Genomic DNA, 20311 nt, shown 5'->3' with positions numbered 1-20311 from the left:
CCCTCAATCGCTTGCCGGGAAGCGCGCTTACTTGACTCGCTCGACCTGCTCGAATTCCAGTTCGACCGGCGTGGCGCGGCCGAAGATGGATACGCTGACCTTGACGCGGGCGCGGTCGAAGTCGAGTTCTTCGACGACGCCGTTGAAGCTGGCGAATGGGCCGTCCAGCACCTTGACCGCATCGCCGATTTCATAATCGACCTTGACCTTGGTCTTGGGCGCGGCAGCGGCGGTTTCGTCCTTGGTGTCGAGCATGCGGTTGGCCTGCGCGTCCGGGATCGCCTGCGGCTTGCCGTTGGGCCCCAGGAAGCCGGTCACCTTGGGCGTGTTTTTGACCAGGTGATAGACGTCGTCGTTCATGCCTAGCTTGGCCAGCACATAGCCCGGCATGAACTTGCGTTCGCTCTGGACCTTCTTGCCGCGCTTGATCTCGGTAACGGTTTCGGTCGGGACCTCGACCGCTTCGACCAGGCTTTCCAGGCCAAGGCGCTTGGCTTCCGACAGGATGGATTCGCGAACCTTGTTCTCGAACCCCGAATAAGCGTGGATGATGTACCAGCGGGACATGATGATCCTAGCGTGTGTTGCGGCTTAGCCGAGCAGGCCGAGCAGGAATTTGACGATCGCGGCCAGCGCCGAATCGACCCCGAAGAAGAACAGGGCAAGAATGGTGGTCATGATGACGACCATGATCGCGGTGATCCGCGTTTCCTTCATCGTCGGCCACACCACCTTGCGCGCTTCGGTGCGGACTTCCCTGATGAACTGGCCGGGTGAAACCTTTGCCACGTCTGTGCTTCCTTCGTATCGAACGGCGGCTTTTAGGATAGGCCCCTTACCCCGCGCCGGTCTTGCCGGGGCCGGGGGAAGACGTTTCCCATGTCCGCATGGGTCCGCGATGTAGCGGCGAGGCCCCTAGATGGCAAGGGCATGGTTGGCGAGATCGCGCGCCCGGGGTTTCCAGTCTCGACCCGTCATTCCCGGGCCAACCCGCCTTCGGCTAAAGCGCGAGGATCCTGCCGAGTTGCGCTTCGTCCCGCACGAACAATATGTCCGCCTGCCGCTCGGGCAGGCGATCGATCTCGCTCGGCGACCGGGACGGCTCGTCGATCAAGGCCAGCCAGTCATAGTCGTTATGGAGGTCGAACGCGCGATAGCCTTCGGCCCGCAACCGGTCGAACAGCGCGGCCCATGACGGGCTGGGGCTGACTTCCACGGCGATGGCCGGATGACGCGAATAAAGCGGCAGGTGGTCGATCAGGTCGCGCATGACCGGGGGCTCGGCGCCTTCGATGTCGATCTTGATCAGCGTCAGGCGCTGGCGATCGTCCGGCGACAACAGGTCTTGCAGGCGCCGGCAAGCGACTTCGCCGCTGGCCTTGATGCCTCGTTCGGGGACGATCGTCGTCATACCGATGTTGGTATCGGCCGCCTCATGGATGGTGACGGTTCCCGATCGGTCGGACAGCGCGACTGCCTGGACCTCGATGTTCGCCGCGCCGTTAAGGGCGATGTGGCCGCGGATCCGCTCGGCCAGGCGGGGCAGGGCTTCGATCGCCACGACTTTGCCGTCTGGTCCGACCGCCTTCGAAAAAAGCAGCGTATAGTATCCGATATTGGCGCCGACATCGGCCACGACGTCGCCCTCGTCGATCAGGCATGGAAGGATGGCGGACAGGCGCGGTTCCCAGCTGCCGAGGTGGATGATGGTGGCCTGGATCATGTCCCGGACGTCGCAGTCCATGCTTGCGCCGAACCATGTCCGCGCGCGGCTGTGCGGCCGGACCGTCATGCACCAGCGATTGTACAGGCGAAGCGCCAAACGCCTGGCGAATGGCAGGCGCGCGATGATGTTGAGGGGAGCGGACGGCCGGATCGCGTTCATCAACACCTGGTTTGCTGGTCCGACTTCTCGATCTGCGGCCTGGCAGGGGCGGAGGGACTCGAACCCACGACCCTCGGTTTTGGAGACCGATGCTCTACCAACTGAGCTACACCCCTAGGCCGACGCGCCGACTATACGGCGCGGAACGGAAGCGCAAGCCGGTTTAGGCGGCGATTTCGAAGGGCACGATCTCGCCCGACAAATAGAGGTTGCGCGCCTTCGACCGCGCCAGCTTGCCCGACGAGGTGCGGGGCAGGGTGCGGGGCGGGACCAGTTCGACGATTGGCGACAGGCCGGTAATCGCGCGGACGCGTTCCTTGATGTCGTCGCGCAGCTTTGTGCGTTCCTCGGCGTCGCTGACGCGGCAATGCACCAGCACGGCCGGCGTTTCCTCGCCACTCGGGCCGGTGATCGCGAAGGCAGCGATGTCGCCCTGCTTGAAGCCCGGCAGCTGCTCCACGGCCCATTCGATGTCCTGCGGCCAATGGTTCTTGCCGTTGATGATGATCATGTCCTTGGCGCGGCCGACGATGAAGATGTAGCCCTTCGACATGTAACCCATGTCGCCGGTGTCGAGCCAACCGCCGACCATGCAGGCGTCGGTCGCTTCAGGGTCGCGGTAATAGCCGACCATCACGCTGCTGCCGCGGACCCAGACCTTGCCGATCGACCGGTCGGCGAGAAGCTCGCCGTCATTGCCGCGGATCTCGATTTCCATGCCCTTCACCGGCTTCCCGCAGTTGACGATCGCGCGGTAGCGGCGCGGGCGCTCCTGTTCCGGCGTACCGGCGCCCGACAATTCGCTTTCCTCGACCAGTTCGAGGCGGATGCCTTCGCCCGGCGGCATCAGCGATACCGCCAGCGTGGCTTCGGCAAGTCCGTAGCTGGGGCAGAAGGCGCCTGCGGCGAAGCCGGCATCGGCGAAGCTGTCGACGAATGCCTGCATCACGTCCGGGCGGATCATGTCGGCGCCATTGCCCGCGACACGCCAGCGCGACAGGTCGAAGCGTTCCGACGCCTTGGTGACGCTGCTCATGCGGCGCGAACAGATGTCGTAGCCGAAGGTCGGCGAATAGCTGACCGAGGTGCCGGGATTGCGGCTGATCATGTCTAGCCAGGCCAACGGGCGGCGCGCGAAGTCTTCGGTCTTCAAATAGTCGGCGCTGAGCTGCAGCGCCATCGGCGACAACATGCAGCCGACCAGGCCCATGTCGTGATACCAAGGGAGCCAGCTGACGCAGCGGTCGCTGTCCTGCACCTGCAGGCCGACGCCATGGGCATGAAGGTTGTCGAGCAGAGCGCGATGGGTTACCGCGACGCCGTGCGGGAAGCGGGTCGAGCCCGAGCTGTACTGGAGGTAGCCGATCTCGTCAGTGCCGGCCGTCGGCAGGTCGACGGGCGTGGCGGCGAGGTCGGGCAGCGTGTCCCAATTGCGCGCCGGAATGTCGAGCTTCGCCGCGGCTTCCTCGCAATATTCGGCGAGTTCGGGGGGATAGACGAACAGTTGCGGATCGCAGCTCTTCAGCATGACGACCAGCTGGTCGACATAGGCTTCTCGCCCGCCAAAGCTGGTCGGCAGGGGCAGCGGTACCGGCCACAGGGCGGCGTAGACCGCGCCGAAGAAGGCGGCGGCGAACTCGGCGCCGGTTTCCGCGACCATGGCGACGCGGTCGCCCTTGTTCAGGCCAAGGCCGGCGAAGCGATAGGCGTTGGCGATCGCGTCGTCGCGAAGTTCGGAAAACGGGTACGCGCGCTGCAGCGTGCCGCGGGCGTCGTGAAAATTGTAGCCGCGCTTGCCCTTGGCGGCATAATCGAGCGCTTCACCGAGCGTGGCAAAGTCGGCGATCCGGCGCGGATGGGCGTCCAGGGTCGGCGTATAGCCTTCCGGCGCCAGCGTCTCGTCGCGGGTCAAGGTTTCCGTCGCGTTGCCGTCGATCACGCTTTTGCTTTCCGTCCGTTTATCCATTTTTGCCAGCGCGCACAGGCCAGCCGCGCCCGGTCGTTGCCGGGCCGCTTTGCGTGATGCTGGCTGAGTGTGGCACAAACATGGCCATGACCGGACGACCATCGCGCAAACCAAGGCCGCCGCTGGATGCCGCAGCACTGCAATCGATCGCGCTTCGCTACGTCGAACGCTTCGCGACGAGCCGGACGAAACTGGCGCAATATCTCAAGCGGAAGATTGCAGAGCGCGGGTGGGAAGACGAACGTCCGGCGGACATTGAGCGACTGGTCGAGCGGTTTTGTGAGCTCGGCTATGTCGACGACCGCATGTTCGCACTCAGCAAGGCGCGGTCGCTCGGCACGCGGGGATATGGCGCGAGGCGCGTTAGCCAGGCCTTGCACCAAGCCGGCATCGGCGAGGCGGACCGCGACGAGGCCGACCGCCATACCGAGGAAGACGCGGTGTCGTCCGCCCTGCGCTACGCCCGCCGCAAACGGCTGGGCCCTTACGCGCTTTTCGAGGCTGATCGACCGGGCAAGGAGAAGGCGCTCGCCGCCATGATCCGCGCCGGTCACGCCTTCGATCTTTCGCGTAAGATCGTCGACATGGCACCGGGCGCCGATATCGATCCCTTAAACATCGGTTAGAACTGGAATAATTACCATTATGTCGCTTGGACGACACTGGTGCCTATGGTAATGCCATCATCGTGAAGCGTTTGAGTGCCGAAACGACTCAGGGGGACTTCGTGGAGGAAAGTGCGGTCATGGCCGCCAATGACTCGCCCGAAGGCCAGACCTGCACCGGTCGCGTGAAGTGGTTCGATGCCACGCGCGGCTTCGGCTTCCTCGTGTCCGACGATTGCGACGGCGACGTGCTGATCCACTTCAGCGTTCTGAAGGAACATGGGCGTCGCTCGCTGCCCGAAGGCGCGACAGTCGAATGCATCGCCGAGCATCAGGATCGCGGTATGCAGGCGCGCAGAATTTTGTCGATCGACCTGTCAACGGCCTTGCCGATTCCGGCCCGCCCGGTCCATTCTGCCGCCGAACGGGCAGACCGGCAGGCGTTGATCGACGCCGCCGGCGAGTATGAGCCGGTGGAGGTCAAATGGTTCAATCGCGTCAAGGGCTACGGTTTCCTCAATCGAGTGGGATCCTTCGATTCGGGCGAGGATATTTTCGTCCACATGGAAACGGTCCGCGAAGCGCAGATCGGGGACTTGGAGCCGGGTCAGCGTTTGTCGGCGCGGATCGCGGACGGTCGCAAGGGCCTGACCGCAGTCGCATTGCAGGGCGCCTGATCGCGCAGGCGCTCGCCGCCGGCCTCCTCATGACCACCGCCGCCTGCAGCGCCGCCCCGGGGAGCAGCGCGTCGCTCGGCCAGTCGCCCGCCGGTCTTGAGCAGGTTCCGCTGACCATCGTGTCGAGCGGCAAGACGCATCGCTTCACCGTCGAAGTCGCCGCCAGCCCGCAGGAACAGCAGACCGGCCTGATGTATCGTCAGGAAATGGCGCGCGATCACGGCATGATCTTCCCTTTCGATGAAGTGCGGATCGCCAGTTTCTGGATGAAGAACACCTATATCCCGCTCGACCTCATTTTCGTGCGCAAGGACGGCAGCATCGCCAACATCGCGGAAAATGCGGTCCCGATGTCGCTTGAACCGATTTATTCGGACGGCGACGTCGCGGCCGTGCTGGAGATCAATGGCGGCGAATCCGCCGAACTGGGCATCAAGGCGGGCGACAAGGTCAGTTGGGGCAAATGACCGGCTTGCCACTGGCGGCCTAAAGCGGCAAAGGCGCGAACCCATGGGACTTTTCGCAAATGCCTTCACCTGGTGGAACGGTGCCTCCTGGGGCACGACCTTCTTTTCGCGTCGTCATGGCGAGGAAATGGGTCGCGACGATGCGGGCAATATCTATTTCCAGCATCGCAAGGATCCGACCCGCCGCTGGGTGATCTACGACGGCAACAACGATTCAAGCCGGGTTCCTCCGGGCTGGAATGCGTGGCTGCGCGGCACGATCGACGAGATCCCCGAAAAGTCACTTCCGCCGCGCCGGCCGTTCGAACAGGCGCCCCAGCCCAACCTTACCGGCACCGAGCGAACCTATCGGCCCAGCGGTTCGCTGGCGCGCAGCGGGCGTCGCGCGCCGGCGACGGGCGATTACGAGGCGTGGAAGCCCGAATAAACGTGCGCTTCGTCCTGCCTCTCGCCGCGCTCGGCCTTTTCGCGCTTGGCGGCTGTGATCGCCTTGGTGGCGGTCAGGAGAATGACGTCGACGGCAACCGGGCGGTGACGACCGACGTTCCGCGGGCGAGCGCCAACCAGCCCGGCGTTACGCCGATGGCCGAGCGGATCGCGGTTATCGGCCTGCTCAACAAGCGGAATGGCATCGTCAAGGATCTGCGGCTCAAGCCGGGTCAGGCCATCCGCGTGAAGGACGTGGTCGTAAGGCTGCGTGCCTGCGAAACCGCGGCGCCTTGGGAAGCGGAGAAGCTGACCGGCGCCTTCGTCCAGGTCGATGTTCGCCGTCCCGATAATAAATGGTACCGACGCTTTTCGGGCTGGCTCTACAAGGAAAGCCCGTCGCTGAACGTCGTCGAGGACCCAACCTACGACGTCTGGCCCAAAAGCTGCGAGATGAAGTGGCCGGCTGGACCGGCGGCGCCCGACGCCCCGGCCGCGTCCAGCAACCGGTCGAGCGCGCCGAAATCGGGCGGTGGCAATGCCGCTTCGCCCGACGCTGCCGAACCGGAAGCGACCGAACCTTCGGACAATCCAGCCCCGCCGACCGCCGACGACAATGAGGCGCCGAGCAATCCGGCATAAGTCTCGCGGCTGACAGTTTTGGCGCCGAGCGACGCCAGATGATCGGTCATGAACTGGCAGTCGAGCAGCGTGTAATGGCCGACGCGAAGCCGTGCGACCAGCCAGGCGAGCGCGACCTTCGAAGCATCGGTCGACCTGCTGAACATGGATTCGCCGAAAAAGGCCCGTCCCAGCTTCACGCCATAGAGGCCGCCGACCAGTCGATCCTTTTCCCAGCATTCGATCGAATGGGCATGGCCTGACGCGTACAGGCCCATGACCGCCCGCTCGATGCTGTCGTTGATCCATGTCTCGTCACGGTCGGCGCAGGCGAGGATGACATCGTGAAAGGCGGTGTCGCAGGTCAACCGAAACCGGCCCGACCTCAGTCTTTTGGCGAGCGAGCGCGAGCAGTGGAAAGCATCCAGCGGCAGGATCGCGCGCTCGCGCGGTTCGACCCAGAAGATATCGTCGGCGTCGCGCGCGTCGGACATCGGGAAGATGCCCGCGGCATAGCCGCGCAGCAACATCCGCGGGTCGAGCGGTCCGCTCACAGCAGTGCGTGCACTTCTTCCTGCGGGCGGCAGAGCTTCACGCCCTTTTCGGTTTCGACCAGCGGCCGGTTGATGAGGATCGGATGTTCCATCATCGCGTCGAGGATCCTGTCTTCGCTGACGCCTTCGTCCCGCAGGCCGAGTTCGGCGGCGAGATCTTCCTTGGCGCGAAGGCCGTCGTGCGCGGTCATCCCGGCGCGGGCATAGAGGCGCTTCAGCTCGTCGCGGCTGGGCGGTGTCTTCAAATATTCGATGACGGTGACGTCGGCACCGGCTTCTTCGAGGATGGCCAGCGTCTTGCGCGACGTGCCGCATTTCGGGTTGTGGTAGATGGTGGCTTTCATGCGGCCATACATGCCGTCGTCCGACCGCTATTTCTAGATACTAGAGGAAGCATCGGCGTCGAATAGCGGACGAATTCGGGGAAGTGCGAACCACCACCAGAGCCCGCCAATGATCGATATGGCGGCCGCCACTTGAAAGGCGGGATGATAGCCGAACCGATCGACCAGCACGCCGGTCAGGATGGGGCCGATGATGCCGCTGGTATTGCCGATGCCGTTCATAATGCCCACGAACGGCCCCGACGCGCGCTTGCCCGCGTACATTTGTGCGATGGCGTAGCATTGCGATCCTCCGGGCGACGCCGCGATGCCGGCCAACAGCAGCCAACCCATCAGGGCCTCGGTCGTCGTCGAATTGCCGATGCCAATGATCGCAATACCACCGATGATGTGCCCGGCGGCCATCAGCGACCGACGGACGCGGCTCTCGTCATAACGGTGGGAGAGACGGTCGCTCAGCCAGCCGACGAACAGCGCAGCCGTTCCCTGGACCAGGTAAAGCACGGTGAGCATCTCGGTCATCAGCAGGATCGACAACCCGCGCGTGGACACGAGGAACAGTGGCAACCACGCGAGCAGGAAGTAGAAGCCGTAGGTGTTGGCAAAATGACCGAGGCCGACGATCCACGCAGCTGGCTGCTTCATCACTGCCATCATCGTCGCCCGCTCGCTGACCGGATCGGAGCTTCGCCAATGCGGCTTGGACGCGACCAGCCAAGGCAGCAGCCATACGACGGTCACAAGGCCGAAGATGAGAAAGATCGGCCGCCAGCCCAGCGTCGCAAGGATAATCCCGCCGGCAAAGGTGCCGAGTGCCGGCCCGTAAGCCAGCGACGCGCTGACGACGGAATTGGCGAGACCGCGCCGGTGCGATGGGACGTGGCGAGCAATGATCGCCGAGACCGAAGGAAAGGCGACGCCCTCCCCGATTCCCAGCAAAACCCGCATCGCGACCAGCGCGGCCAGGCCCGTCACAATCCCGGTGAAGGTTGTGGCCAGCGCCCAGACCAGCAGCCCGATCGCGACCAGCCGATAGACGCAAACGCGGCTGATCATCCAGCCGACCGCAAATTGGGCCGGGGCATAGATCCAGGCAAAGGCCGACACGGCCAGCCCGAAGCTGGTCGCGTCCAGTCCCAATTCTTCTTTCAGTTTCGGGGCGGCAATCCCCAGCGCCCCTCGATCGACGTAGTTGAGCAAGACCATCGCCGACAGGAGGATGGTCAAGCCGATCGCACCGTCGCCTACGCGCTTCGCGGCGGTCGCCATGTCAGTTGCCTTTCCGGACGACGGCGAAGCATTCGACCTCGACCAGTGCACCGAGCACAAGGCCGTCAGCGTCGAAGGCGCTACGAGCGGGGAATTTCTTGTCTTTGAAGTAGGTAGCATAGACCGCATTGAACGCGGGCCAATCCTTCATGTCGTCGAGCATGACGGTGCATTTGACGACGTCGTTCCAGCCGGCCCCTGCCTTGGCCAACGTCGCCCCGATATTGTCCATCGTTTGCCGCGCCTGCGCCTCGATCCCGGCTGGCAGCTTGCCGTCGGGCGTGCGGCCGATCTGTCCCGACAGGTACAGCATATCGCCTACGCGCACGGCCTCGGAAAAGGGCAGGGGCTTGCCGTCGAGCATCGGCTGTCCGATGCGTTCGGGTGCCGCGGACACCATGGCCAGCGCGGCCATCGTCATGACGATCATCATGCCCTCCCCCTTGTTTTCACTTACGCTAACACGGGCCGGGCAAAGGCCGCAGCCCTAAATATCGACGGCGCCCACGATCCCAAAAGCCTCGTCGCGCCGCTCCCACGGCACGAACAGATGATCGTGGTGATAGGCGGCGATCATGTTGCAGCTGATGTCCGCGTACGCGAGTGCCGCGGAAACGGCAGCGGTTAGCCCGACACCCTCCAGCGCGCTGGTAAGGCCCAAGCTGATACGGGCGAAACCGCGCTGGCATGTAACGCCCGCCGCATCCAGCGATGCTACCGGTGCGACAAGGCTAAGCCCCTCATCCTCGGCAAAGGTGGCGAGCGGCACCAGCCCCGGCGGCACGTCGCGGCCGGGCTCGAGCGTCGCAAAGCCATATTCTTCCGTCGCCAGCCTGGGCGACAGGCGGGTCATTCGCCGTCTTGCGCCTCGAGCCACTGCTCGAGCCACTTGATTGTATAGTCGCCCTTCTGGAACGCTTCCGTGCGGATGATCGCCTGGTGGAGCGGCACCGTGGTCTTCATGCCGTCCACGACGAACTCTTCGAGCGCGCGCTTCAGGCGCAGGATGCAGCCTTCGCGGGTGCGGCCATAGACGATGAGCTTGCCGATCATGCTGTCGTAATAGGGCGGCACCTTATAGCCGGCGTACATGCCGCTATCGACGCGGACATGCATGCCGCCGGGCGCGACATAATTTTTCACGAGTCCCGGCGACGGCGCGAAGGTCTTCGGGTCCTCGGCGTTGATGCGGCATTCGATGGCGTGGCCGTGAAGCTGGATATCTTCCTGGCGCACCGACAGCCCGTCGCCCTGCGCAACGCGAATTTGTTCGCGGACGAGGTCGAGGCCGCTGATCATTTCGGTCACCGGATGTTCGACCTGCAGGCGGGTGTTCATCTCGATGAAATAGAATTCGCCATTCTCGTACAGGAATTCGATCGTGCCGGCGCCGCGATAGCCCATATCGGCCATCGCCTTGCGGACGACCTCGCCCATGTGCGCGCGCTGTTCCGCGCTGATGACGGGTGAGGGGGCTTCCTCGATCACTTTCTGGTGACGGCGCTGGATCGAACAGTCGCGCTCGCCGACGTGGATCGCCTCGCCATTGCCGTCGCCGAACACCTGGAATTCGATGTGACGCGGGTCGCCGAGATATTTTTCCATATAGACGGTGGCATCGCCGAAGGCGGCCTTGGCCTCCGACGCTGCCTGGCCCATCAGGCTTTCCAGCTGGTCCTCGTCGGGCACGACCTTCATGCCGCGTCCGCCGCCGCCCGATGCGGCCTTGATCAGGACCGGGTAGCCGATGTCCTTGGCCAGCGCCTTGGCTTCGTCGACGCTGTCGAGCGGGCCGGGCGAGCCGGGAACGAGCGGCAGGCCGAGGGCCGCGGCGGTGCGCTTGGCTTCGATCTTGTCGCCCATGATGCGGATATGCTCGGGCTTCGGGCCGACCCAAATGAGATTGTGGCTCTCGACGATCTCCGCGAACTGCGCGTTTTCGCTGAGGAAGCCGTAACCCGGATGGACCGCGTCGGCGTGGGTGATTTCCGCCGCCGAGATGATGTTGGCAATGTTGAGGTAGCTGTCCTTGGCCGCCGGCGGGCCGATGCAGACCGCTTCGTCGGCGAGGCGCACGTGCATCGCGTCGGCGTCGGCGGTCGAATGCACCGCGACCGTCTTGATGCCCATTTCGTGGCAGGCGCGGTGGATGCGCAGCGCAATCTCGCCGCGGTTGGCGATCAGCAGCTTCTGGATAGCCATCGTTCGATTACCCGATGACGACCAGCGGCTGGTCGAACTCGACCGGCTGGTTGTCGCCGATCAGGATCTGGCTGATCGTGCCGGCCTTGGGCGCGGTGATCGGGTTCATCACCTTCATCGCCTCGATGATCATCAGCGTGTCGCCCTGCTTCACGGGCTGTCCGACCGCGATGAACGGCTTGGCGCCGGGTTCAGGCGAGAGATAGGCGGTGCCGACCATCGGAGACTTGACCGCATCGGCAGGGGCTGCGGCAGGCGCGGCTTCGGCGGCGGGCTGGGGCGCGCTCGGCGCCGGTGCAGCGGCGGGCGCGGGGGCCGCAGCGGGCGCGGGGGCGTAGCTGACGACCTGCTGGCCGCCGCGCTTCACCTTGATCTTGCGATCGCCGTCTTCGACCTCGATTTCGCTCAGGTCATTGCTGGAAAGCAGTTCGGCGAGTTCGCGCACCAGGGCGGTGTCGACCCGCATCGAATGTCCTTCCTTGTGATCGGCCATGATTTTCAATCTCCGCGAAAAACGTAGGGGCGCCCTGTGTCAGAGCCGGGCCGCCGCGTCCAGTGCCAGCGAATAGCCACGCGCGCCTTCGCCCTTGATGACCATGGTCGCGGCGAGCGCGACGAGGTCGATGTGGCGGAAGGCCTCGCGCGTTTCGGGGTCGCTCAAATGAACCTCGATCACCGGAGTCGGGACCGCCTTTACCGCGTCGTGCAGTGCGACCGACGTGTGGCTGTAGCCGCCGGGGTTGATGATCACCGCCTTTGCACCGACCGCCGCCGCCTCGTGCAGCCAGTCGATCAGATGCCCTTCGTGATTCGACTGGCGGATGTCGAGCGACACGCCGATCAGCTCGGCCTCCGACATCAGCCGGGCAGCAATGTCGTCTAGGGTGTCGGTGCCGTAGATGTGGGGCTCGCGAGTCCCGAGCAAATTGAGGTTCGGCCCGTTGAGGACGAAGATCAGCGGTGGCGTCGCCATGGCGAGCCCCTATATGGGCACTCGTCCCGTCCGTGAAGCGAAAGCTGACCAGCCCATGAGTCTTACCGTCACCATCAATGGCGAAACCCGACAGTTCGAAGCGGGAACCACCATTTCCGGGATGATCGCCCAGTTCGGGCTCGATCCGACCAAGGTGGCGGTCGAACGTAACCTTGCCATCGTCCCGCGATCGACGCTGGCCGAGGTTGAGGTGAAGGACGGGGACAAGTTCGAAATCGTCCATTTCGTTGGCGGAGGTTGAGCAGTTGAGTGACACATGGACCGTTGCCGGTCGGACCTTTTCCTCGCGGCTGATCGTCGGCACCGGCAAATATAAGGATTTCGCGCAGAACGCCGCGGCGCTGGAAGCGAGCGGCGCGGAAATCGTCACGGTGGCCGTGCGGCGGGTCAACATTTCCGACCCGTCACAGCCGGTGCTGATGGACTATATCGACCCGAAGAAAACGACCTACCTGCCCAACACCGCGGGATGCTTTACTGCGGAAGACGCGATCCGCACGCTGCGCCTGGCGCGCGAGGCGGGGGGATGGGATCTGGTCAAACTTGAAGTGCTGGGCGAGGCGCGCACGCTTTATCCCAACATGAAGGAAACGCTGCGCGCGACCGAGGTGCTGGCCAACGAGGGCTTCTTGCCCATGGTCTATTGCGTCGACGATCCCATCGCTGCCAAGCAGCTTGAGGACGCCGGTGCGGTGGCGATTATGCCGCTGGGTGCGCCGATCGGGTCGGGCCTCGGTATCCAGAACCTGGTCACCATCCGTCTGATTGTCGAGGGCGCGAAGGTGCCGGTCCTGGTCGATGCCGGTGTCGGGACCGCAAGCGACGCGGCGGTGGCGATGGAATTGGGCTGCGACGGGGTTCTGATGAATACCGCCATCGCAGAAGCCAAGGACCCGATCCGCATGGCCCGCGCCATGAAGCTGGCGGTCGAGGCCGGGCGCGAGGCTTATCTTGCCGGGCGCATGCAGAAGCGCCGCTACGCCGATCCCTCCAGCCCGCTAGCCGGACTCATCTAGCGCGACGAAATTACCTGCTTAGCGACGAGTTGAGCAACGGCCGCCGACGCGCTTCGTTTCCCACCCATAAGGCCCCAGTGAAAAGGAGAGTTGAAATGGGTGAGTTCAAGGAAAACGTCAAAGGCATGACCAACGAAGCCATTGGCAACACCAAGCAGGTCATCGGCGACGCGACCAACAATCCGGAGCTGGAAACCGAAGGGAAGCTGCAGGAAGAAAAGGGCGAAGCGCAATACGTCAAGGGCGACCTTGAAGACGCTGCCGGCAACGAATTCTAAGCGATCGTCATTTCGATCGATGTGAGGGCCGTCCTTCGGGGCGGCCCTTTTCATATGTCCATTGCGGACCTGATCGCCCGCAACGAATTCCGACGCAACGCTTTGAAATACCGGAGGTAAGGACGATGCACCAACGGACCCGACTAGATCGATTCGACCCGAAGAGGCGCGGGAATTTCGGCGACGCTGCCGAACTGGTGGTGGTCGGGACCAAGAAGACAGCGGCCGACGACGCATCGAAAAAAGTAGCGATCGGCGACGGGTGGCCCTCGATCTTGTTTCAACCCAACGGACGCTAGCGTGCGCGCAATTTTTCGATCGTCGTCTGGTTGGTGATCACGTTCACGTCGGTGATGCAATGGAGCAGGCGGATGCCCTTGCGCTCCATCGCCCGCTTCAGCGCCACTTCGAAGTCCTCAGTCTTCTCGACCCGCTCGGCCCAGCCCCCGAATGCTTCGGCCAGCTTGGCGAAGTCCGGATTGGCGAGGCTGGTTGCGCTAAGCCGCGCCGGATAATCCCGCTCCTGGTGCATCCGGATGGTGCCATAGGCGCCATTGTCGACGATAATCACGAGTAAATCGGCACCATATTGCGACGCCGTCGCCAATTCCTGCCCGTTCATCAGGAAATCACCGTCGCCGGCGACGCAAACCACCGGCCGATCCTTGAACCGGATGGCGGCGGCGACCGCGGCGGGCAGGCCATATCCCATCGTCCCGCTGGTCGGGGCAAGCTGGGTCGGCGTCGGGCCATAGTGCCAGTAGCGGTGCCACCAGCCGGAGAAATTGCCCGCGCCGTTGCAGATGATGGTGTCGGCAGGCAGAAGGTCGCGCATTGCCTTGACGCATGGGCCAAGGTCGAGCTTAACCCCGTCTCGCGGTGCAGGTTCCGACCACTGCAGCCACTCGCGATGCGATTCCTCGCCGTCCCTGAACGGTACCAGCTCAGGATCGTGCCAGTCGGCAGCCATTTCGGCGAACTCGTCCATCTCGGCGCAGATCGGCAGTTCGGTCTTGTAGACCCGGCCGAGCTCGTTGGGATCGGGGTGGACGTGGATCAGGATCTGGTCGGGGTGATCGGGGGTGATCAGCTTGTAGCCGTCGGTCGTGCTTTCACCGAGGCGCGCGCCGACGACCAGCAGCAGGTCGGCATCGCGGATGCGCTGCTGCAACCTTGGGTTGGGACCATAGCCGAGCTGGCCGGCATAGACGCGGCATTCATTGTCCATCGCGTCCTGGCGGCGGAAGGCGGCGGCTGTTGGAATGCCGTAGCGGGCGGCGAAGGTTTCGAAGAAATGGGCCGCGGCGGTATTCCAGCCCGCGCCGCCGATGATCGCGACCGGGTTGGTGGCGTCTTTCAGCAGGCCGAACATCGCCTCCATCGCGCCCGCGCAGGGCGGCTGATTGATCGGCGGAATGGCGGGACGGTCGAGCGCCTCGACCTCGTCGCGCAGCATGTCTTCGGGAATGGCCAGCACCACGGGGCCGGGCCGACCGCTGGTCGCGACGCGATAGGCGCGAGCGACATATTCGGGGATGCGGCGGGCATCGTCGATCCGCGCCGCCCATTTGGCGACAGGCCCGAAAAAAGCCGCCATGTCGATTTCCTGAAAGCCTTCGCGGTCGCGGTCGGCACGGTCGAGATCGCCGACGAACAGGATCATCGGGGTCGAATCCTGGAAGGCGACATGGACGCCCGCTGATGCATTGGTCGCGCCGGGGCCGCGGGTAACGAAGGCGACGCCGGGCTTGCCGGTCATCTTGCCGTCGGCGTCGGCCATGTAAGCGACGCCGCCTTCCTGCCTACAAACCACTGTCTCGATCGTTTCCGCGTCATGCAGCGCGTCGAGCACGGCAAGGAAGCTTTCGCCGGGAACGGTGAAAATGCGCTCGCAGCCCTGGAGCTTGAGCTGGTCGACTAGGATCTGGCCGCCGGTGCGTAAGGTCATGGCGCGGCCTTTAGCGGGGAAGCGGCGCGTTGGGGAGGGGGCTTAAGCGACCTGCGGTTCTTCCTTGGCGAAGGGACTGCACTTCAGCCAATGCTCCATCGAGCTTGCAAGCTGGTCGTCGCCGGTCAGCAGCAGGCGGTCATGGTTGCGCGCATCCCGGACATTGTCGTGTCCCATCCAGATAGCGGTCATCGCCTCGAGCGAGGAGCTGACATACAGGTCCACGTCGTATCCCGGATCGATGCTGCACAGGTCGACCGGGCATTGGGGCGCAAGGATCAGCCACCAGCTGCGTTCGTTCCTGGGCGCATCGGGATATTGGAACTGGATGACGCGGCGATCGGTCGGGAAGGGGTCGAAGTTGAGGTTTCGCCGCATGTCCCACATCAGCAGCGACGCATCGAGCTGCTGTAACGAGACTCGGCTGGAGATCCAGCGTTGGCCCCACTTGCCGAACCCTTCGATCAGGGGCTGGAGTTCAGCGCCGGCGCGGGTCAGCGCATAGGCTTGTACCCCGGGCTCCCCAACGACCGGCACTTTCTCGACGATGGCGGCTTCTTCCAGTTCCTTCAGCCGTTGGGACAGGAGCGCGGGTGACATGCGAGGCAGGCCGCGGCGGAGATCGTTGAAGCGGGTCGAGCCAGCCAGCAATTCGCGCAGTACCAGCACTGTCCATCGAGTGCACAAAATCTCCGCCGCCATCGCGACCGGGCAGAATTGCTTGTAGCTGCGTTCGACCATCGCCGCCTCCATAGGCTCATGTCGAAAGGCAGGCTAATTCAGTTTCTGTACCGGGGCGATTCATTTCCTGAACTGGAGCGGGAATCTCGCTTGCTTGTAATCATTGCCCATCAAGTTCGTCAGAGCGAAGGGAATGGATTATGCTGGCCGTCATGGAACGCACCGGGGCGCAGACCGACTGGACCGCCAAGGCGGAAGAAATTGCTGCGGCGATTGCGGCGCACAATGCGCGGCACGATGCCGAGGATAGCTTCGTCGAAGAAGGCTTCGCGGCACTGACCGATGCCGGCTTCTTCAAGGCGCTGGTGCCGATCGAACTCGGCGGCGGCGGTGCCAGCGTCGGCGAGATTTGCGACGCATTGCGCATCATCGGCGCAGGCTGCGGCTCGACCGCGTTGGCCGCAGCGATGCACAGCCACATCGTCGCGGTCGCTGCGTGGCGGCGCGAACATCAGGGAGCGCCGATGGACGCCCTGCTGAAGCGGATCGCCGACGAAGACCTCAAGCTGGTGTCGAGCGGCGGGTCGGACTGGTTGAATAGCGCCGGCACGATGGAAAAGGTCGACGGCGGTTACCGTCTTACCGCTCGCAAGGCGTTCGCCAGCGGGTCGGTCACCGGCAACATCATGAACACCAGCGCGGTGTACGACGACCCCATCGATGGGCCGACGGTGCTTCATTTCGGTGCCCCGCTGAAGGGCGAGGGCGTGACCATCGAGCCGACATGGAAGGCGCTGGGGATGCGCGGCACGGGATCGAACGATGTGGTGTTCGACGGCGTGTTCATTCCCGACGCAGGCATCGCCGGCAAGCGGCCGCAGGGCAAATGGCACATGCTGTTCCACATCATCAGCATGATCGCCTTTGCGCCGATCTATGCAGCCTATCTCGGGGTCGCCGAAGGTGCGCGGAACAGGGCGGTGGAGTTGGTCAAGAACCGTCCCCACGACTCGCTGCTCGCGCAGAATGTCGGCGAGATGGACAATCACCTGCAGGCCGCGCGACTGGCGCATCGTCGCATGGTCGAACTGGCCGAGACCGGCACGCCGGGGCCCGAGACCACTAACGAAGCAATGATATGCCGTACGCTGTGCGCGGATAGCGCCATCGCCTGTGTCACCAAGGCGATGGAAGTGGCCGGTGGGCTGGCTTTCTACCGGAAGTCCGGTCTGGAACGCGCCTTCCGCGACATCCAGGCCGCACGCTTCCATCCGCTGCAGGAAAAACCGCAGAAGGACTTTGCCGGGCGCATCGCGCTGGGCTGGGACATCGACGGTTGACGGACGGGGTCGGCCGCTAAGCCCGACCCCGATCGCCGCGTCACGCCTGGTGGATGGCCTTGACGACCTGGTAGGTTTCGAGGCCTTCCTTGCCGCCCTCGCTGCCGAAGCCCGAATCCTTCACCCCGCCGAACGGGGTGTCGGCGCCGGAAATGGCGAAGCTGTTGATGCCGATCATACCCGCCTCGATCGCGTCGCCGAGCAGGTTGGCGCGGCGGCCGTTTTCGGTGAAGGCGAAGGCTGCGAGACCGAAGGGCAGGCGGTTGGCCTGTTCGATCGCTTCGTCGAAATCCTTGAACGGACGCGCGACCGCGACCGGGCCGAACGGCTCGTTCGACATGATGTCGGCTTCAAGCGGAACGTCGGCAAGTAGGGTCGGCTGGAAGAAGAAGCCGTCGTTGCCGCGCTGGCCGCCCGACAGGATGCGGGCGCCCTTGGCCTCAGCGTCGCGCACGAGGCTGTCGATCGCGTCGGGACGGCGGGCATTGGCGAGCGGGCCCATGCGGGTCGCATCGTCCATGCCGTTGCCCATCACCACCTTGTCGGTGCGGTCGGCGAAGCCCTGCACGAAGCGGTCGTAAATGCCGTCCTGAACGTAGAAGCGGGTCGGCGACACACAGACCTGCCCGGCGTTGCGGAACTTCTGCGGCACGACCATGTCGAGCGTCTTTTCAAGGTCGCAATCGTCGAAGATCAGCACCGGCGCATGGCCGCCGAGTTCGAGCGTCAGCCGCTTCACGCCGTCGGCAGCGATCTTCATCAGATGCTTGCCGACCGGGACCGAGCCGGTGAAGCTGACCTTGCGCACGATCGGCGAGCCGATCAGATGGCGGCTGACCATGTCCGGCACGCCGTGGACCAGCTGGAATACGCCCTTGGGCAGGCCGGCGTCGTCGAGCGCCTTGGCGACCGCGCCGGTGCAGCCCGGGGTTTCTTCCGGTGGCTTGGAAATGACGCTGCAGCCCGCGGCGAGCGCGGCCGCAACCTTCTTCGCCAGCAGGTAGATCGGGAAATTCCACGGGGTGAAGGTGGCGACGACGCCAACCGGCTGGTGCACGACGATCGAGCGGCTGCCGGTCGGGCGGACGAGCACGCGGCCATAGTCGCGCTTTATCTCTTCGGCGTACCAATCGAACATTTGCGCCGCGCCAAGCACTTCAGACTTGGCTTCAGCGAAGGGCTTGCCCTGTTCCTGGGTCAGCAGGCGGCCGATACTTTCGGCGCGTTCCTTGAGCAACGCACCGGCTTTCTTGAGGATGGCGCTACGCTTTTCGACGTCGGTCGCGCGCCACAGCGGATAAGCGCGCTCGGCGGCGGCCAAGGCGGCGTCGAGATCGGCCTCGGTCGCCAGCGGCACTTCGGCGATGGTTTGGGCGGTAGCGGGATTGACGACCGGGAACAGGTCGCGGCCTTCGCCGCTCTGCCAGGCACCGTCGATGAAGAGTTTTAGGTCGGTATCGTAGCTCATGGCTGGCCAGATAGGGGCGGGGGTGCGGTTCGCCAAGCTTCGTCTTGATATTGATTGCGAATCCGTCACAATTCGCCGCCGTGAGTGTTAACGAGTCCCTTGAGCGGCGGATCGCAGAGTTGGAGGCCGAGCTGTCCGATCTGCGGACGGCGCGGGCGGACCCGCTTGGCGAGGGCGACCTGCTGAAGGCGTTGCTCGACTCCATGGCGCAGCGCCGGGTCGTCGAACAGTCGCTGCTCGATGCGCAGACCTGGTTCCATCTGGCGCAGATCGCTGGCGGCGTGGCCGCTTACTCGGTCGATTTCAGGACGATGACCAATCGCTGGTCGCCATCGACCTATGTCATGTACGGTTACGACCCGGCGTCGGAGGTGACGTTCGACCAGTGGATTTCGGCGATCCACCCCGACGACCTGCCAGAGGTGCAGCGCGTGGTCGGACTGACCACGATGATCGGCGAGGATGTCGATCATCGGTTCCGCATCGTCCGGGGCGACGGGGCGATCCGCTGGATACAGGATCGCGGTCGGGTCATGCTCGACGATGACGGGCGGCCTTCTCGACTGATCGGGATCAACATCGACATCACCGACATCATGGCGATGCAGGACCAGCTGCGCTCGACCGACGATTTCCTCGGGTCGGTGCTCGACGCCACCAGCGATTGCATCAAGATCATCGAACTGGATGGCACGGTGTCGTTCGCAAGCGAAAGCTGCCGCGATGCGCTGGGAGTCGATCGGCTCGACGACGTCCGTGGCAAGCCCTGGCACGACTTTTGGCCGATCGAACTGTGGAATATGATCGATGCGGCGCTGGTCCGTTCCAGCGGCGGCGAACGCTATAGTTTCGAAGGGGCGCGCGAACGGGGCGATGGTTCGCTTCGGACTTGGGACATCACCCTGTCGCCTATACGTGGTCATCAGGGGGAGATCCTCTGCCTGGTGGCGGTATCGCGGGACGTGACCGAGGAGCGGGGTGAGCGCGCACGGAGTCAGTTGTTGACCCGCGAACTTCACCACCGGATCAAGAACAGCCTTGCGACGGCGCAGGCCTTGGCCCGCACGTCGGTCGCCTCCAGCACGACGCTCGCCGATTTCGAGGCCAATTTCTCGGCCCGGCTGACGAGCCTGTCGCGGGTGCACGCCATGATCGGCGACAGCGATGAGCAGGTGACCGTCAGGGACGTCTTCGCCCGCGAGCTGCAACCCTTCTTCAGCGACAAGTCAGTCCGCATAGACGGGCCGGATGTCCCGATCGACGCCGACGTCGCCGTGCCGTTGGGCATGGTCGTCCACGAACTCGTCACCAACGCCTGCAAATATGGCGGGCTGGGCCCCGGAGGATCGGGGCTGGATGTGCTGTGGATCACGCGGCGTGACTGGGTTCCGCCGCAATTGGTGATCGAATGGCAGGAACAAGGCGGAACGCCCGCTGAGATCGCGACCAGCAGCGGCTTCGGCAGCAAGCTGACGCGCCGGTTGGTGGCCAGCCTCAAAGGGACCATCCATGCACGGCCCTCAGCAGACGGCTTCCGCGTGAGCATCTCGCTGCCGCTTCCTTGACGTCA

General features: G+C 64.2%; 22 protein-coding genes, 1 tRNA gene and 2 pseudogenes. 9 read left to right on the top strand and 16 right to left on the bottom strand.

Features of this window, described 5'->3' with window-relative positions; genetic code table 11:
• Positions 1-27 precede the first annotated feature (27 nt).
• The 5 genes from nusG to G570_RS11120 form a co-directional block, all read right to left on the bottom strand.
• The gene (nusG, locus tag G570_RS11140; RefSeq protein ID WP_037502341.1) at positions 28-567 is read right to left on the bottom strand and encodes a transcription termination/antitermination protein NusG; all 540 of its coding nucleotides are present in this window, start codon (positions 565-567) and stop codon (positions 28-30) included.
• Between the two features lie 24 nt (positions 568-591).
• Positions 592-789 carry a preprotein translocase subunit SecE gene (gene secE / locus G570_RS11135; RefSeq protein ID WP_037502338.1) on the bottom strand — a complete coding sequence of 66 codons (198 nt, stop codon included), beginning with the start codon at positions 787-789 and terminating at the stop codon, positions 592-594.
• 211 nt (positions 790-1000) lie between these two features.
• A complete protein-coding gene (locus G570_RS13260) occupies positions 1001-1885 on the bottom strand; it encodes an FkbM family methyltransferase (RefSeq protein WP_051504366.1) in 885 nt (294 codons plus the stop codon).
• A 40-nt stretch (positions 1886-1925) separates the two neighbouring features.
• Positions 1926-2001 (bottom strand) — tRNA-Trp (locus tag G570_RS11125).
• Positions 2002-2048: 47 nt separating this feature from the next.
• Positions 2049-3851, bottom strand: a complete 1803-nt coding sequence (locus G570_RS11120; RefSeq protein WP_084607680.1) for a fatty acyl-AMP ligase — start codon at positions 3849-3851, stop codon at positions 2049-2051.
• An 86-nt stretch (positions 3852-3937) separates the two neighbouring features.
• On the opposite strand from G570_RS11120, the gene G570_RS11115 reads away from it, so the two are divergent.
• The 5 genes and pseudogenes from G570_RS11115 to G570_RS13490 form a co-directional block, all read left to right on the top strand.
• The gene (locus tag G570_RS11115; RefSeq protein WP_084607765.1) at positions 3938-4477 is read left to right on the top strand and encodes a regulatory protein RecX; all 540 of its coding nucleotides are present in this window, start codon (positions 3938-3940) and stop codon (positions 4475-4477) included.
• A 62-nt stretch (positions 4478-4539) separates the two neighbouring features.
• On the top strand, positions 4540-5133 hold the full coding sequence (locus G570_RS11110; RefSeq protein WP_037504131.1) for a cold shock domain-containing protein: 594 nt from the start codon (positions 4540-4542) through the stop codon (positions 5131-5133).
• A 29-nt stretch (positions 5134-5162) separates the two neighbouring features.
• Positions 5163-5600, top strand: a complete 438-nt coding sequence (locus G570_RS11105) for a DUF192 domain-containing protein (RefSeq protein WP_051504363.1) — start codon at positions 5163-5165, stop codon at positions 5598-5600.
• 43 nt (positions 5601-5643) lie between these two features.
• Positions 5644-6027 (top strand): NADH:ubiquinone oxidoreductase subunit NDUFA12, encoded by a 384-nt coding sequence (locus G570_RS11100; RefSeq protein ID WP_037502330.1) that lies wholly within the window; start codon positions 5644-5646, stop codon positions 6025-6027.
• 155 nt (positions 6028-6182) lie between these two features.
• A pseudogene (locus G570_RS13490) lies at positions 6183-6416 on the top strand (DUF2155 domain-containing protein); the annotation flags it as partial.
• A gap of 35 nt (positions 6417-6451) precedes the next feature.
• Here G570_RS13490 and aat read toward each other — a convergent pair.
• Genes aat through G570_RS11060 form a run of 8 tightly spaced genes read right to left on the bottom strand, consistent with a single transcriptional unit; the run spans position 6452 to position 11989 of the window.
• Positions 6452-7177, bottom strand: coding sequence for a leucyl/phenylalanyl-tRNA--protein transferase (aat, locus tag G570_RS11095; protein ID WP_037504129.1), 726 nt, complete (start codon positions 7175-7177; stop codon positions 6452-6454).
• Between the two features lie 20 nt (positions 7178-7197).
• Complete coding sequence (gene arsC / locus G570_RS13935; RefSeq protein WP_037504128.1) at positions 7198-7545, bottom strand: arsenate reductase (glutaredoxin); 348 nt, start codon at positions 7543-7545, stop codon at positions 7198-7200.
• 33 nt (positions 7546-7578) lie between these two features.
• Positions 7579-8814 carry an MFS transporter gene (locus G570_RS11085; RefSeq protein WP_037502327.1) on the bottom strand — a complete coding sequence of 412 codons (1236 nt, stop codon included), beginning with the start codon at positions 8812-8814 and terminating at the stop codon, positions 7579-7581.
• 1 nt (position 8815) lies between these two features.
• Positions 8816-9247 carry a Rid family hydrolase gene (locus G570_RS11080; protein ID WP_037502324.1) on the bottom strand — a complete coding sequence of 144 codons (432 nt, stop codon included), beginning with the start codon at positions 9245-9247 and terminating at the stop codon, positions 8816-8818.
• 54 nt (positions 9248-9301) lie between these two features.
• Positions 9302-9667: an ACT domain-containing protein gene (locus tag G570_RS11075; RefSeq protein WP_037502322.1), complete on the bottom strand. Its 366-nt coding sequence runs from the start codon at positions 9665-9667 to the stop codon at positions 9302-9304.
• A complete protein-coding gene (accC, locus tag G570_RS11070; RefSeq protein ID WP_037502319.1) occupies positions 9664-11016 on the bottom strand; it encodes an acetyl-CoA carboxylase biotin carboxylase subunit in 1353 nt (450 codons plus the stop codon). The genes G570_RS11075 and accC overlap by 4 nt, the downstream gene beginning before the upstream one ends.
• A gap of 7 nt (positions 11017-11023) precedes the next feature.
• On the bottom strand, positions 11024-11509 hold the full coding sequence (gene accB, locus G570_RS11065) for an acetyl-CoA carboxylase biotin carboxyl carrier protein (RefSeq protein WP_245600294.1): 486 nt from the start codon (positions 11507-11509) through the stop codon (positions 11024-11026).
• Between the two features lie 39 nt (positions 11510-11548).
• Positions 11549-11989, bottom strand: coding sequence for a type II 3-dehydroquinate dehydratase (locus tag G570_RS11060; protein ID WP_037502316.1), 441 nt, complete (start codon positions 11987-11989; stop codon positions 11549-11551).
• Positions 11990-12110: 121 nt separating this feature from the next.
• Here G570_RS11060 and thiS point away from each other — a divergent pair.
• Positions 12111-13026, top strand: a pseudogene (thiS, locus tag G570_RS11050) (sulfur carrier protein ThiS).
• A gap of 95 nt (positions 13027-13121) precedes the next feature.
• On the top strand, positions 13122-13304 hold the full coding sequence (locus tag G570_RS11045; RefSeq protein WP_037502312.1) for a CsbD family protein: 183 nt from the start codon (positions 13122-13124) through the stop codon (positions 13302-13304).
• Between the two features lie 295 nt (positions 13305-13599).
• Here the strand turns inward: G570_RS11045 and G570_RS11040 are convergent, their stop codons facing one another.
• The gene (locus G570_RS11040) at positions 13600-15252 is read right to left on the bottom strand and encodes a thiamine pyrophosphate-binding protein (RefSeq protein WP_037502309.1); all 1653 of its coding nucleotides are present in this window, start codon (positions 15250-15252) and stop codon (positions 13600-13602) included.
• A 42-nt stretch (positions 15253-15294) separates the two neighbouring features.
• A complete protein-coding gene (locus G570_RS11035; protein WP_037504125.1) occupies positions 15295-15993 on the bottom strand; it encodes a winged helix-turn-helix transcriptional regulator in 699 nt (232 codons plus the stop codon).
• Between the two features lie 140 nt (positions 15994-16133).
• Between G570_RS11035 and G570_RS11030 the strand changes: the two genes are divergently transcribed.
• A complete protein-coding gene (locus tag G570_RS11030) occupies positions 16134-17273 on the top strand; it encodes an acyl-CoA dehydrogenase family protein (protein ID WP_037502306.1) in 1140 nt (379 codons plus the stop codon).
• 40 nt (positions 17274-17313) lie between these two features.
• On the opposite strand, the gene G570_RS11025 is transcribed toward G570_RS11030, so the two are convergent.
• Positions 17314-18741 (bottom strand): NAD-dependent succinate-semialdehyde dehydrogenase, encoded by a 1428-nt coding sequence (locus tag G570_RS11025; RefSeq protein ID WP_037502303.1) that lies wholly within the window; start codon positions 18739-18741, stop codon positions 17314-17316.
• 80 nt (positions 18742-18821) lie between these two features.
• On the opposite strand from G570_RS11025, the gene G570_RS11020 reads away from it, so the two are divergent.
• On the top strand, positions 18822-20306 hold the full coding sequence (locus G570_RS11020; RefSeq protein WP_156930433.1) for a sensor histidine kinase: 1485 nt from the start codon (positions 18822-18824) through the stop codon (positions 20304-20306).
• The last annotated feature ends 5 nt before the right edge of the window (positions 20307-20311 follow it).

Source organism: Sphingomonas jaspsi DSM 18422 (genome assembly GCF_000585415.1).
GTDB lineage: Bacteria > Pseudomonadota > Alphaproteobacteria > Sphingomonadales > Sphingomonadaceae > Sphingomicrobium > Sphingomicrobium jaspsi.
This window is presented reverse-complemented; position numbering and strand designations above follow the sequence as displayed.